The organism is Corynebacterium ureicelerivorans, from assembly GCF_000747315.1.
In the GTDB taxonomy this organism is placed as follows: domain Bacteria; phylum Actinomycetota; class Actinomycetes; order Mycobacteriales; family Mycobacteriaceae; genus Corynebacterium; species Corynebacterium mucifaciens.
Window position 1 is genome coordinate 1,895,340 of record NZ_CP009215.1, and the last position, 12,701, is coordinate 1,908,040.

General features: G+C 67.1%; 13 protein-coding genes and 1 tRNA gene. 7 read left to right on the plus strand and 7 right to left on the minus strand.

Going from position 1 to position 12,701, the window contains the following annotated elements; translation table 11 throughout:
- Positions 1-2: 2 nt before the first annotated feature.
- Both purB and purD read right to left on the minus strand, forming a co-directional pair.
- Positions 3-1,436: an adenylosuccinate lyase gene (purB, locus tag CUREI_RS09390; protein WP_038614370.1), complete on the minus strand. Its 1,434-nt coding sequence runs from the start codon at positions 1,434-1,436 to the stop codon at positions 3-5.
- On the minus strand, positions 1,436-2,683 hold the full coding sequence (purD, locus tag CUREI_RS09395) for a phosphoribosylamine--glycine ligase (RefSeq protein ID WP_038612968.1): 1,248 nt from the start codon (positions 2,681-2,683) through the stop codon (positions 1,436-1,438). The genes purB and purD overlap by 1 nt, the downstream gene beginning before the upstream one ends.
- A 31-nt stretch (positions 2,684-2,714) precedes the next feature.
- On the opposite strand from purD, the gene CUREI_RS09400 reads away from it, so the two are divergent.
- Entirely contained in the window at positions 2,715-3,134 is a 420-nt protein-coding gene (locus CUREI_RS09400; protein ID WP_038614372.1) for an HIT family protein, read from the plus strand.
- On the opposite strand, the gene CUREI_RS09405 is transcribed toward CUREI_RS09400, so the two are convergent.
- The 3 genes from CUREI_RS09405 to CUREI_RS09415 form a co-directional block, all read right to left on the minus strand.
- Complete coding sequence (locus CUREI_RS09405) at positions 3,109-4,485, minus strand: sensor histidine kinase (RefSeq protein WP_051952321.1); 1,377 nt, start codon at positions 4,483-4,485, stop codon at positions 3,109-3,111. The genes CUREI_RS09400 and CUREI_RS09405 overlap by 26 nt on opposite strands.
- 5 nt (positions 4,486-4,490) lie before the next feature.
- A complete protein-coding gene (locus CUREI_RS09410; protein WP_038612970.1) occupies positions 4,491-5,198 on the minus strand; it encodes a response regulator transcription factor in 708 nt (235 codons plus the stop codon).
- A 135-nt stretch (positions 5,199-5,333) separates the two neighbouring features.
- Positions 5,334-5,409: transfer RNA gene (locus tag CUREI_RS09415), tRNA-Thr, on the minus strand.
- Between the two features lie 92 nt (positions 5,410-5,501).
- On the opposite strand from CUREI_RS09415, the gene thrE reads away from it, so the two are divergent.
- The 6 genes from thrE to CUREI_RS09445 are packed head-to-tail and all read left to right on the plus strand — an operon-like array spanning position 5,502 to position 10,474.
- Positions 5,502-6,956, plus strand: coding sequence for a threonine/serine exporter ThrE (gene thrE / locus CUREI_RS09420; RefSeq protein ID WP_051952322.1), 1,455 nt, complete (start codon positions 5,502-5,504; stop codon positions 6,954-6,956).
- 53 nt (positions 6,957-7,009) lie between these two features.
- A complete protein-coding gene (locus tag CUREI_RS09425) occupies positions 7,010-7,357 on the plus strand; it encodes a hypothetical protein (RefSeq protein ID WP_038612972.1) in 348 nt (115 codons plus the stop codon).
- A complete protein-coding gene (locus CUREI_RS09430) occupies positions 7,358-8,635 on the plus strand; it encodes an alpha,alpha-trehalose-phosphate synthase (UDP-forming) (RefSeq protein WP_038612973.1) in 1,278 nt (425 codons plus the stop codon).
- The gene (locus CUREI_RS09435) at positions 8,632-9,015 is read left to right on the plus strand and encodes a hypothetical protein (RefSeq protein ID WP_144242451.1); all 384 of its coding nucleotides are present in this window, start codon (positions 8,632-8,634) and stop codon (positions 9,013-9,015) included. Before CUREI_RS09430 ends, CUREI_RS09435 begins: the two co-directional genes overlap by 4 nt.
- On the plus strand, positions 9,012-9,695 hold the full coding sequence (locus CUREI_RS09440) for a trehalose-phosphatase (protein ID WP_038612977.1): 684 nt from the start codon (positions 9,012-9,014) through the stop codon (positions 9,693-9,695). The genes CUREI_RS09435 and CUREI_RS09440 overlap by 4 nt, the downstream gene beginning before the upstream one ends.
- Positions 9,692-10,474, plus strand: coding sequence for an alpha/beta hydrolase family esterase (locus CUREI_RS09445; protein WP_038612979.1), 783 nt, complete (start codon positions 9,692-9,694; stop codon positions 10,472-10,474). The genes CUREI_RS09440 and CUREI_RS09445 overlap by 4 nt, the downstream gene beginning before the upstream one ends.
- Here CUREI_RS09445 and rlmB read toward each other — a convergent pair.
- Positions 10,437-11,369 (minus strand): 23S rRNA (guanosine(2251)-2'-O)-methyltransferase RlmB, encoded by a 933-nt coding sequence (rlmB, locus tag CUREI_RS09450; RefSeq protein ID WP_038612981.1) that lies wholly within the window; start codon positions 11,367-11,369, stop codon positions 10,437-10,439. The genes CUREI_RS09445 and rlmB overlap by 38 nt on opposite strands.
- Positions 11,370-11,372: 3 nt before the next feature.
- Positions 11,373-12,698, minus strand: coding sequence for a cysteine--tRNA ligase (gene cysS / locus CUREI_RS09455; RefSeq protein ID WP_038612984.1), 1,326 nt, complete (start codon positions 12,696-12,698; stop codon positions 11,373-11,375).
- Positions 12,699-12,701: the final 3 nt, after the last annotated feature.

The window sequence follows — 12,701 nt, forward strand, 5'->3', positions numbered from 1 at the left end:
AGCTACAGGATGTCGCCCGGGGTGTAGGCGGCCGCCTCCGGGTGCGTGTCGACCAGCGCCTGCACGCGCGCGAGCACACGGTCCACCTGCGCCTCAGCGGCGCCGATGAACGCGTGCCGGTCCGCCAGCGCCTGGTTCAGGGCATCTGCGTCCAGCGGCAAGCGCTCGTCGTCGGCCAGCCGCTCCACCAGATTCTGCTCTGCGCCGTGCTCGCGCATGTCCAGCGCCATGGCGACCGCGTTTTCCTTGATCACTTCGTGCGCGGTCTCGCGGCCCACGCCCGCGCGGACGGACGCCATGAGGATGCGGGTGGTGGCCAAGAAGGGCAGGTAGCGGTCCAGCTCGCGGTTGATCATCGCCGGGAACGCGCCGAACTCGTCGAGCACGGTCAGCATCGTCTCCAGCTGGCCGTCGATGGCAAAGAACGCGTCCGGCAGGGCCACGCGGCGCACCACGGAGCAGAACACGTCGCCCTCGTTCCACTGCTGGCCGGCAAGGTCCGCCACCATGGTGAGGTAGCCCCGCAGGATCACCTGGAACCCGCCGACCCGCTCGCACGAGCGCGCGTTCATCTTGTGCGGCATGGCCGAGGAGCCGACCTGCCCCTCCTTGAAGCCCTCGGTGACCGTTTCGTTGCCGGCCATCAGGCGGATGGTGGTGGCCAGCGACGACGGGCCCGCCCCCAGTTGCACCAGGGCGGAAACGACGTCGAAGTCGAGGGAACGCGGGTACACCTGGCCCACCGAATCGAAGACGCGGTCGAAGCCCAGGCCTTCCGCAATCCCCTGCTCGAGGCGGGATAGCTTCTCCTCGTCGCCCCCCATCAAATCGAGCATGTCCTGTGCTGTACCCATCGGGCCCTTGATGCCGCGCAACGGGTAGCGGGACAGCAGCTCCTCAATTCGCTCCACCGCCACCAGGATCTCGTCCGCCGCGGACGCGAAGCGCTTGCCCAAGGTGGTCGCCTGCGCCGCGACGTTGTGGGAGCGGCCCGCCATAACGAGGGACTTGTACTCGCCCGCGCGGTTGCCCACCGCTTTCAGCAGCGCGATGGCCTTGTCGCGGGTGAGCTCCAGCGCCCGACGCACCTGCAGCTGCTCCACGTTTTCGGTGAGGTCCCGGGACGTCATGCCCTTGTGGATCTCCTCGTGGCCCGCCAGCGCGTTGAACTCCTCGATACGCGCCTTCACGTCGTGGCGGGTGACGCGCTCGCGGGCCGCGATGGAATCCAGGTCAACCTGGTCCACAACCCGCTCGTAGTCCTCGATCGCGCCGGGCGCGACCGCAACCCCGAGTTCCTGCTGCGCCTTCAGCACTGCGATCCAGAGCTGGCGCTCCAGGACGATCTTGTGCTCCGGGGCCCACAGTGTGGCCATCTCCGGGGAGGCGTAGCGGTTGCTCAAAACATTCGCGTTATTCGGCTTCACGGCATTCATCATAAGGAGATGGCTCCCTCGATCGCGGGGCGGGCAATGTCTGTGCGGTAGAAGGAACCGGGAAGCTCGATGCCCTCGATGACCCGGTACGCCTCAGCCACCGCCTCCTTAAGGGTCGCGCCGCGCCCGACGGTGCCGAGCACGCGGCCGCCGGAGGCCACCAGCTGCCCGTCTTCCAGCGCGGTGCCCGCGTGCAGCACCTTCGCCGGGTCACCCAGCGCCTCGCCCGTGACCGCACCTCCGGTCTTCGCCGCCTGCGGGTAGTCCTCCGCGGCCAGCACCACCATGGCCGCAAAGCCATCGCGCCACTGCAGCGGCTCCACCTGCGCCAACCGGCCCTGCGCCACGGCGAGCAGCACGCCCGCCAGCGGCGTTTCCAGCAGCGATAGCACTGCCTGGGTCTCCGGGTCGCCGAAGCGGGCGTTGAACTCCACCACAGCTGGCCCCTCGGGGCCCCACGCCGCGCCGACGTACAGCAGACCCTGGTACGGGGTGCCGCGGCGCACCATCTCGGCGGCGACCGGCCGGGCGATGGTATCCACAATGGTCTCCACGCCATCCTCCGGCAGCCACGGCAGCGGCGCGTACGCGCCCATGCCGCCGGTGTTGGGGCCCTCGTCGTTGTCGTAGGCACGCTTGTGGTCCTGCGCCGGCAGTAGCGGCACCACAGTCTCGCCGTCCACCAGGCAAAACAGCGAGACCTCCGGGCCTTCCAGGAAGGACTCGAACAGCACCGGGTTGCCGGACGCGATGACCGCCTCCGCGTGCGCCTTCGCCTCGGCGCGGTCCTCGGTGACCACCACGCCCTTGCCGCCGGCGAGCCCGTCGTCTTTGACCACGTAGCGTGGGCCGAACTCGTCCAGCGCCGCCTCGATGTCCTCCGCGGCCTCGACGCGCGACGCCGAGGCAGTCAGCACCCCTGCTGCCGCCATCACGTCCTTGGCAAACGCCTTCGAGCCCTCGAGCTGCGCTGCAGCCTGCGTCGGCCCGAACACCGGAATACCCGCCTCAATCAGGGCGTCCGCGGCGCCCGCCACCAACGGCACCTCCGGGCCGATCACCACAAGCTCCGCCTCGACGTCGTGTGCCAACGCGACGATGGCCTCCGGGGAGGCGACGTCGACGGAACGCACCGTCGCTAAGCCGGACATGCCCGCGTTGCCCGGGGCAACCGTGAGCTCGTGGCCGTGCATTGCGTGGAGAAGGGCGTGTTCGCGGCCGCCCGAGCCGATGACAAGGATGCGCATGGGCCTTAATTTACCGGTAGCGTTTGAAATCATGAGCACCGTATTCAGCAAGATCATCGCCGGCGACATCCCAGGCCGAATCGTCTACCAGGACGACACCGTCGCCGCGTTTCTCACCATCGAGCCGGTGGCGTACGGCCACACGCTCATCGTGCCGGTGGAGGAAATTGACAAGTGGACCGATATCCCGTCCGAGCTGTGGGCGCACATGAACGAGGTGGCGCAACGCATCGGCGCCGTGATCGTAGAGGAGTTCGACGCCGAGCGCGCCGGCTACCTCATCGCCGGCTTTGAGGTGCCCCACGCGCACATCCACGTCTTCCCCGCTAACGACATGTCCGGCTACACGCTGTCCACCGCGATGCGCAACGACGAGACCGACCCGGCCAAGATGGATGCCGCCGCGGAGACCATCCGCCGGGGCCTTACACAGCAGGAAGCGACAGCGTAAACGTCGAGCCCTTGCCCGGCGCGGTGTCCACCGTCACCGTGCCGCCGTGGGCCTCGATGAGGGATTTCGTGATGGCCAGGCCCAAGCCGGAGCCGCCCGTGGCGCGGTTGCGGGAGCTGTCGGCGCGGTAGAAGCGCTCGAAGATGTGTTCCGCGTCCTTGGCCTCCATGCCGCAGCCGTTGTCCGTGACGTCAACCACCGCCCGGTCCAAGTTGCGCCGGATAGTCACCGTCACCTCCGCGTCCGGGCCGGCGTGCTTGTAGGCGTTGGTGATCAGGTTGACCAGCACCTGGTGCAGCCGGTCCGGGTCGCCGTTGACCTCCACCACGTCCGGGGTGTCTGCGATGACGTCCACGCGGCGGTCCGGGAACGCCGCGTCCACCGTGCTCTTGGCGGAGAGCACCAGCTCGAGCACGTCCGTGGGTTTGGTGTTCAGGCGCGCCCCCTCCGCGCGGGTCAGCGCCAGCAGGTCCTCGACAAGCAGCTGCATGCGGGCCGATTCCTCGTCGATCTTGGCCAGCACCATGTCCGGGTCGTTGGCCATGCCCTTGCGGTAGAGCTCCGTGTAGCCGCGCACGCTGGTCAGCGGGGTGCGCAACTCGTGGGAGGCGTCGCCGACAAACCGGCGCATCTGCTCCTCCTGCACCTGCGCGTTGACCAGGGAGTCCTGCAGCTTGGACACCATCGTGTTCATGGCGTAGGACAAACTGCCCACCTCGGTCTCGCGCGACCATGCCGGCACGCGGCGGTCCGTGTCGCCGTTGGCGATGGCCAGCGCCGTGTTTTCCACGATCTTCAGCGGCGCGAGCGCGCGGGCAACCATATAGTTTGCGGCCACCGCGATGCCGAGCAGCGCGAGCACGCCCACGCCGGCTTCCACCCAGGCGAGCGCACGCAGCATCTTGCCCTCGGTCTCCAGCGACTTCGCTACGTACTGCACCGTGCCGTCCGCCTGCTGGTGCGCAATTGCACGCCATTTCGTGCCGGTGCCCACGCCACCCGCCGAGGTGATTGTCGTGGGCGTGTCCAGGCGCTCCACCTGGGAATAGTCGGGCGGGTCGGTCGCGCCCCGCCGCGGCACGAGCTGGTCGATGCCGGGGTATAGCGTCGCCTGGTTGAACTCGCTGGGCAAGCTGAAGTAGTTGAACTGCCACGCTGGCGTCTGCTGTGCCCACGTGTCCAGCCCTTCCCGGAGCTGGTTATCGGCGCGGTCGAAGAGGAAGTTGCGCATCACGGCGAAAATCAGCATGGAGCTGAGCGCGATCCCCAGCGTGGACGCCACCATCACCGCCGCCACCAGCTGGCGCTTGAGCGGCTTTTTCGACGGCGCGCTGAACACCGAAAAGGCCATGGACACTACTGGCGCGGGGTGCGCAGCACGTAGCCCACGCCGCGGACCGTGTGGATGAGCTGCACGTCGCCGGTGTCGACCTTACGGCGCAGGTAGGAAATGTAGGACTCGACCACGTTGCCGTCGCCGCCGAAATCGTAGTGCCACACGTTGTCCAGGATTTTCGCCTTGGACACCACCACCTCGGCGTTGAGCATGAGGTAGCGCAGGAGGTTGAATTCGGTGGGCGACAACTCCACGATCTCGCCGGCCTTGGTCACCTCGTGGGTGTCGTCGTTGAGGGTGAGGTCCGCGTAGCGCAGGGTCGAATCCTCGTTAGAATCGTCCGTCACATTGCCGCGGCGCAGGATCACGCGCAGGCGGGTGATCACCTCTTCAAGCGAAAACGGCTTGGTCACGTAGTCGTCCGCGCCGATGGTCAGGCCGTGGATGCGGTCTTCCACCGCGTCCTTCGCGGTGAGGAACAGCACCGGGGAGTCGAGGCCCTCGCCGCGCAGCTTGCTCAGCAGCTCAAAGCCGTCCATCTCCGGCATCATGACGTCGAGGATGTACGCGTCCGGCCGCCACGAGCGGGCGAGCTCCAGCGCGTCCGCCCCCGAGTTCGCGGTCTCCACGTCAAAACCCTGGAACTTCAGGGAGACGGTCAACAGCTCCACAATGTTCGGCTCGTCGTCTACAACCAGCACCTTCAGGTTCTGAGCGCTTTCTGCCATGTCATCCACTCCGTTTCCACGTTTTTCAGACGGTCACTCACACGTCACAACGATTGGAAACGATTAAACCGGACAACTCTGCACGTTTCCTGTACGTCCACTGAGCGCGCGACGCGGACTTCCCCCGAAAAGAAATGGAGCTGGAGACGGGACTTGAACCCGCAACCTACGGTTTACAAGACCGTTGCGCTACCAATTGCGCCACTCCAGCAGTGCTGCAAAATCTTACACTCGCCCCGCGCTCGAGTCACAACAGTGCGTCACAACGGTGCGTCACAACAGGCCAACCGTTAGTGTGAGCGTGTGGCAGAAGGCAACTCTTTGTGGGAGCGGATTTCGGGCTCCCGGCAGCGCTTAGCAACAATCGACGAAGCCCGCACGTCGCCGCCGCCGTCCGTCCTCGCGCCCATCAACCTGACGGATCCGGCCGAGGTGGCCGCGGTAATGAACATCGCCGCGCGCATCGGCGAGATCCTCATCGCCAACGCCACCACGTCTGCAGACGCGGCCAAGCAGATACACACCGTGTGCTCCTCCTACGGCCTGCACTACGTCCATGTGTCCATCACGGTGAACACCATCACCTTGAACACCATCATCGGCGTTGACCAGCGCACGCCCGTGAACGTGTTCCGCGTGGTCCACATGATCAGCGAGAACTACCACAAGCTGCAGGAAGTGGATCGCCTCATCCGCTCCATCCGCTCCGGCGCGACACCGCCGGAGATGGCGGAGCGGATCCTCAACGACATCGACACCTCCCCCATTCCCCACCGCAACGCCCGCAACCTCGCGGGCTCGACGGTGATGGGGTTCTTCGTCGCCATGCTCCTCGGCGGCGACCTGCTCATGATGACGGTGGGCGGCCTGACCGCCTTCCTCATCATGGGCTTTAACAAACTCCTCTCCCGCGGCGGGCTGCCGGCGTTCTTCCACAACGTCGTCGGCGGTTTCCTCGCCACCGTGCCCGCGGCTATCGCCTACGATTTCTCCGCCTCCATCGGGCGCACCATCGTGCCCAGCCAGCTCATCGCCACCGGCATCATCGTCCTGCTCGCGGGTCTGACCCTTGTGCAATCGCTTCTCGACGGCGTGACCGGCTCCCCCCTCAACGCCTCCGCCCGCTTCTTTTCCGCCATGCTCAACACGGGCGGCATCGTCGCCGGTGTGGCCACCGGCGTGGCGGTTTCCGAGATGGTGGGTATGCCGCTGCCTCCGGTGGAGCTGCTGCCGGGCAGCGCGGCGTACTCCAGCGCGACGCTCACCATCATCGGCGGCGGCATGGCCGCGGCCGCGTTCGCGGTGTCCTGCTTCGCGGAGCGCGCCGCGATCATCCTCTCTTTCGTCACCGCCGCCATCGGCTCCGCCTGTTACTACCTCCTGCTGGCCCCGCTGGGCCTGGGCCGGCTCTCCGCTACGGCGGCCTGCGCCATCGTGGTCGGCCTCGTCGGCGGTCTGATCTCGCGCCGGTTCTTGATCAACCCGGTGATTACCGCCGTGGCGGGCGTGACGCCCTTCCTCCCCGGCTCCTGGATCTACCGCGGCATGTATGCGCTGATGAATGAGCAGATGATCCTGGGCATGGCGAACATCTTCACCGCCATCGGCACCTGCATGGCGTTGGCCGCGGGCGTGATCTTCGGCGAGTGGATCGCCCGCCGCATCCGCGCCCCGCAGCTCTACGTGCCGTATCAGGCGTTCAAGCGCGCCGGCCGCGTCACCTTTGAGCAGCTGCGCAGGGTGCGTCGCCGGAGATAAGCTCATCGCGTAAAATGAGTGCCCTTGACGCCTGATGCAAGGAGGAGACCGTAGTGCCACCCAAGATCACCGATTCTCGCCCCACCGCCGAGGCGATGCACGCCGTGGAGGAGCAGACGGCTTCGGGTGCCCGTCGGATCGTGGCAACCTACGCCGAGGACTTCCTCGACGGCGTGACGCTGATGTCCATGCTGGGTGTCGCACCCAAGGGCTTCGTGTACAAGCGCTACGTGGAGGACCTGGAGAAGGCCGCCGAGGAGGAAGCGCCGAAGAAGGCCACCAAGAAGAAGGCGACAAAGAAGAAGGCCACCAAGAAAAAGTCGGTAAAGAAGGCGGCGAAGAAAAAAGCCACCAAGAAGGCCACAAAGAAGTCGACCAAGAAGGCTGCAAAGAAGGCCTAAATGGGGGACAACGACTTCGTCGTGGTGGCGAACCGCCTGCCGGTGGACAAGGTTGGGGACCAATACGAAGTCTCCCCCGGCGGCCTCGTCGCCGCGCTCGCTCCCGTGCTCCGGGCGCGGGAAGGGTGCTGGGTGGGGTGGCCCGGCACCATCGGTGAAGCGCTCGAGCCCTTTGCGTTCGGCGGCATTTCTCTGCTGCCGGTCGCCCTGGACCAGGAGGACTACGAGGGGTTCTACGAGGGCTTTTCCAACTCCACGTTGTGGCCGCTCTACCACGACCTGATCGTCCAGCCGGAGTACAACCAGCAGTGGTGGGAGCGTTACGTCGCGGTTAACCGCAGGTTCGCCGAAGCTGCCGCCCACGCCGCCGCGGAGAATGCCACCGTGTGGGTGCAGGACTACCAGCTGCAGCTGGTCCCGGGGATGCTCAAGGAGATCCGCCCCGACGTGACCATCGGGTTCTTCCTGCACATTCCGTTCCCCGCCCCCGCGCTGTTCCAGCAGCTGCCGTGGCGCGAGGAGATCTTGGAGGGCCTGAAGGGCTGCGACCTCATCGGCTTCCAGCGTGGCGCCGACGAGGAGAACTTCCGCCTGCTTACCCAGGAGATCCGGACCGGGACGTTCCCCATCTCCATCGACTCCGCGGAGATTGCGGCGGCACCGGAGGCGTCGATACGCGAGCTCCGCGCGTCCGTGGGCGACCCGAAGCATCTGCTGCTGGGTGTGGACCGCCTGGATTACACCAAGGGCATTCTGCAGCGCCTGCTGGCGCTTGAGTCGCTGCTGGAGGAGGGAACGCTCGAAGACGCCGCCTTCATCCAGCTGGCGACACCGTCGCGCGAGCGCATCGAGAACTACCGCACCACCCGGCGCGAGGTGGAGGAGGCGATCGGCCGCATCAACGGCAGCTTCGGGGAAGTAGGCCGACCGGTGGTGCACTACGTGCACCGCAGCATTCCCAAGGAACAGCTCGGCATCTACTACGCGGCGGCGGACATCATGCTGGTCACCCCGTTCAAGGACGGGATGAACCTGGTGGCGAAAGAGTACGTTGCCGCCCACCCGGACGCGGATGGCGCGCTGGTGCTCTCGGAGTTCGCCGGCGCGGCCGTGGAGCTGCACGAGGCGTACCTGTGTAACCCGTTCGACCTCGAATCCGTTAAGGACGCGATCATGGCGGCCACCGAGCCGGAGCCGACCCGCATGCGTCACATGCACGATTGGGTGATGGAACACGACGTCACCGCGTGGGCGCAGTCGTTCCTGGAGCAGCTGTGAGGCGCGCCCTCCCCGCCGCTTCCCTACTCGCCCTCGTCGCCTGTTCGCCGGCGCCGAGCTGGCAGGTTGTTTCCGTGCGCGCGGACGCGGACCTGCCAGCCACGGAGACGTCGCCTGCCCGGGTGCGTATCGACGACCACAGCTTCGCCGGCACCACCGGCTGCGCGGATATCTCCGGTGTCTACGACGGCGACACCGACGTCACCCTTTCGCAGATCCAGGTGGGTGACCCGGGGGATTGCGCCGGCTGGGCGCGCCACACGCACGACCAGCTCACAGAGTTCATCGTGGACGGCGCGACGCTGCACCTGACGCGCCCCGCTGACTTCGAGCTCGTGCTGGTAGACGCCGACGGGCGGACCGTGAGGCTGATGCGATGAGCAGCATGCTTGTGTGCCTGGACTTCGACGGCACCCTGGCGGAACTGCACCCGGACCCGTACGCGGTGCGCATCCACCCCGGTGCCGAGCGCGCCATCCGCAGGCTGGCGGCAGCCCCCGACACCGAGGTGGTCATCCTCACCGGCCGCCACATCGCGGGCATCCGGCAGATTTTGCCCGCGGACCTCCCCGTCACGGTTGTCGGATCCCACGGCGCGGAGCCGGGGCCGACGCTTTCCGCCGCCGACCGTGCGTACCTGGACAACATCGAGGCGCAGCTGGCTCCCCTCGCCACCGAAGGCGCCTACGTGGAGGTCAAGCCCTTCCAGCGGGTGCTGCACGTGGCGCAGGTTCGCGACCCAGCTGTCGCCCAGGCGATCCTCGCGGCGGCAAACGCCATCGACACGGGCGGCCGGCCGAAAACGCAGGGCCACAACGTGGTGGAGTTCTCGGCGGTGAGCATTACCAAGGGCAGCTTCTTGGCCGAGTACAAGCGGGCCTTCGACGTCACCGTGTTCGCCGGCGACGACGACACGGACGAGCACGCCATCGCGGTGCTGGGGCCGCGGGACATTGGCATCAAGGTGGGTGCGAAGCCGTCGATAGCCACCGTGCGCCTCGACGACGTCGACGCCATGGCCGAGTTCCTTGCCCAGCTCGCAGACGAAAGGCAGGCATGAAGCGCCACACGCTGACCCACCAAGGCCGCGAGCGCCGCTGGGTGGAAATACCCGGCGATCCCGATGCCCTCGTGCTGGTCTTGCACGGCTCCCTGCAATCCAGCAACGTGATGCGCAACTTCACCGACCGCACCTTTGAGGGCCTCGGCCCCACCGTGGTCTACCCGGACGGCGTGAAACACCATTTCAACGACCTGCGCACCGGCTTCAACGAGGACGCGCGCCGCCTGCGCATCGACGACGTCGGCTTCCTGATCAACGTGGTGGAGCACTACCGCGCCGGCACCGTGCTCGGCTGCGGGTTCTCCAACGGCGGCCAGATGGTCATGCGCCTGCTTTTCGACGCCCCCGGCCTGCTCACCGGCGCGGCCACCTTCGGCGCCTCGATGCCGACCCCCGACAACACTCTGACCTCAACCGAGCACTACCAGCCCACTGCGCTGCTGTCCGTCCACGGCACCGAGGACCCGCTCGTGCCCTACAACGGCGGCATGGCCGGCATCGGCGGCAACAACCGGGGCACCACCCGCTCCGCCACCGACTCGGCGGCGTTCTTCGCCGAACTGAACGGATGCACACGCCACGAGGTGACTGCAAGCGACACGCTTCACATCGACGACTGGGGCGGGCCCCACCCGGTCAGACTTGTCACCCTCCGCGGCGCCGGGCACCTCGTACCGGTGAACAAAGACCTCGACCCCCGGCTGGGCCCCAACCCCAAGACACCGACCGGCGGGGAGCTTATCCGGCAGTTCTTCTTTGCCGGGCAAACTCGCTGAGCACCACGCCAGCCGCAACGGAGGCGTTGAGGGATTCAACCCAGTCCTCCATGGGCACGGACATGATCACGTCGCAGTTTTCGCGCACGAGGCGCGAGATACCCTTGCCCTCGGAACCGACGACGATGACGACCGGCTCGGTGGCCTGGTCAAAGGTGTCCAGGGTGTGCTCCCCTCCCGCATCGAGGCCGACCACCGTGTAACCGTTGTCTTGGAACTGCTTCACGGTGCGCGTCACGTTGGTCACGCGCGCGACCGGCAGCCGGGCGGCTGTGCCCGCCGAGGTGCGCCACGCCACTCCCGTGACCTGCGCGGAACGGCGCTCCGGGATGATCACGCCGTTGCCGCCAAACGCCGCGGTGGAGCGGATGACCGCACCCAGGTTGCGGGGGTCCGTGATGTTGTCCAAAACGACGAACATGCCCGGCCCGTCCACGGACTCCAGCAGATCGTCCAAATCGGCGTACTTGTACGGCTGGATCTTCAGCCCGATGCCCTGGTGCATGCCGTTGCCGGTCATGGCGTCGAGCTGCTGGCGCGGCACCTCGTGCACCGGGATGTTCTTGGAGTTTGCCAGGCCCACGGCCTCGCTCAGGCGCTCGTCGTGGCCGGTGCCGGCCGCCACGTACATCGCCTCCGCCGGCACCTTGGCCTTCAGGCACTCCACTACCGGGTTGCGGCCGACCACCATGTCCGCCACCTCGCGGTCGTGGCGCCCCTGGGCGCGACGCTGCTGCTCCAGCTTGCGCTTGTGCGCCGCGTGGTAGACGCGGTCTTCGGCCTTCGGGGTCGCGCCCTTGCCTCGCAGGCCGCGGCGGCGCTGCCCGCCCGAGCCCTTGGTGGGGCCCTTCTTGTTCTTCTTCTGCTTGTCAGGCCGCTCGTACGGTTTTGCCATGGTCTACTCCTTCACCTGCCACTGCGGCCCCTCAGCCGTATCGGTCACCTCGATGCCGGCCGCGGCCAGGCGGTCGCGCACCTCGTCCGCGGTCGCCCAGTCCTTCTCCGCCCGGGCGGTCGCCCTGCGCTCCAGCTCAGCGCGCACCAGCACGTCCAGCGCAGCGCTATTGCTTGACGACGACGGCCACGCCCCCGGATCCACACCCAGCACGGCCGCCATCGCACGCACCTGCGCCGCGAGCGGCACCGGATCCGCAGCCTTGTTGCCCTCGCGCACAACGTTGTGGATCTCCGCCAGCGCTTTGGGCACGGCGAAGTCGTCGTCAAGCGCCTGCGCAAACCCTTCCGTCCACGTGGTCGGCTCGGGCGTGCCGGCGCGTTTGACGAATTCCTCGATGCGCCGGTACCCGGCTGCCGCCTCTTGCAGCGCCTCCGGCGAGTACTCCAGCACGCTGCGGTAGTGCGCGGAACCCAGGTAGTAGCGAAGCTCCACCGGGCGCACCTGTTCCAGCATCGCGTCGATGGAAAGCACGTTGCCGAGGGACTTCGACATCTTTTCGCCCGCCATCGTGACCCAGTGGTTGTGCATCCAGAAACGGGCGAAGCCGTCCCCGGCGGCGTGGGACTGCGCCTGCTCGTTTTCGTGGTGCGGGAACTGCAGGTCAAGCCCGCCGCCGTGGATGTCGAACTCGGGGCCCAGGTACCACGTGGACATTGCCGAGCACTCCAGGTGCCAGCCGGGCCTGCCCGGGCCCCACGGGGTGGGCCAGCTCGGCTCGCCCGGTTTCGCGGCCTTCCACAGCGCGAAGTCGGGGTCGTCGCCCGTCATGTCCTCCAGCCGGTTGCCGGAGATCGAGCCATAGTCCCCGCCCCCGTTCACCCACGCGTTGACGTCGAAGTAAACGGACCCGTCGCGGGGGTAGGCGAAGCCAGCGTCGATAAGCCGCTGCATGTACTCGACCATCTGGGTCACGTGGCCGGTCGCCCGCGGTTCCACGGACGGCGGGAGCACACCGAGGGTGTCGTAGGCGCGGGTGAATTCGCGCTCGTGGGTGGACACCCACTCCCACCAGGGGCGGCCGTGCTCGCTCGCCTTGGTCAGGATCTTGTCGTCGATGTCGGTGACGTTGCGCACAAACGCAACGTCGTAGCCGTTGGCAAGGAACCAGCGGCGCACGATGTCGAACGCGACACCGGAGCGCAGGTGCCCAATGTGGGGCTTGGCCTGCGGGGTGGCGCCGCACACGTACATGGAGACACGGCCGGGTGTAAGCGGCTCGAAGTCGCGCAGTGTGCGGGTCTTGGTGTCGAAGATGCGTTGATTCACAAC

Bases quoted from the DNA above. Each gene is read 5' to 3' on its own strand.
- purB (WP_038614370.1), bottom strand. From the start codon at position 1,436: ATGAATGCCGTGAAGCCGAATAACGCGAATGTTTTGAGCAACCGCTAC.
- purD (WP_038612968.1), bottom strand. From the start codon at position 2,683: ATGCGCATCCTTGTCATCGGCTCGGGCGGCCGCGAACACGCCCTTCTC.
- CUREI_RS09400 (WP_038614372.1), top strand. From the start codon at position 2,715: ATGAGCACCGTATTCAGCAAGATCATCGCCGGCGACATCCCAGGCCGA.
- CUREI_RS09405 (WP_051952321.1), bottom strand. From the start codon at position 4,485: ATGGCCTTTTCGGTGTTCAGCGCGCCGTCGAAAAAGCCGCTCAAGCGC.
- CUREI_RS09410 (WP_038612970.1), bottom strand. From the start codon at position 5,198: ATGGCAGAAAGCGCTCAGAACCTGAAGGTGCTGGTTGTAGACGACGAG.
- CUREI_RS09430 (WP_038612973.1), top strand. From the start codon at position 7,358: ATGGGGGACAACGACTTCGTCGTGGTGGCGAACCGCCTGCCGGTGGAC.
- CUREI_RS09440 (WP_038612977.1), top strand. From the start codon at position 9,012: ATGAGCAGCATGCTTGTGTGCCTGGACTTCGACGGCACCCTGGCGGAA.
- CUREI_RS09445 (WP_038612979.1), top strand. From the start codon at position 9,692: ATGAAGCGCCACACGCTGACCCACCAAGGCCGCGAGCGCCGCTGGGTG.
- rlmB (WP_038612981.1), bottom strand. From the start codon at position 11,369: ATGGCAAAACCGTACGAGCGGCCTGACAAGCAGAAGAAGAACAAGAAG.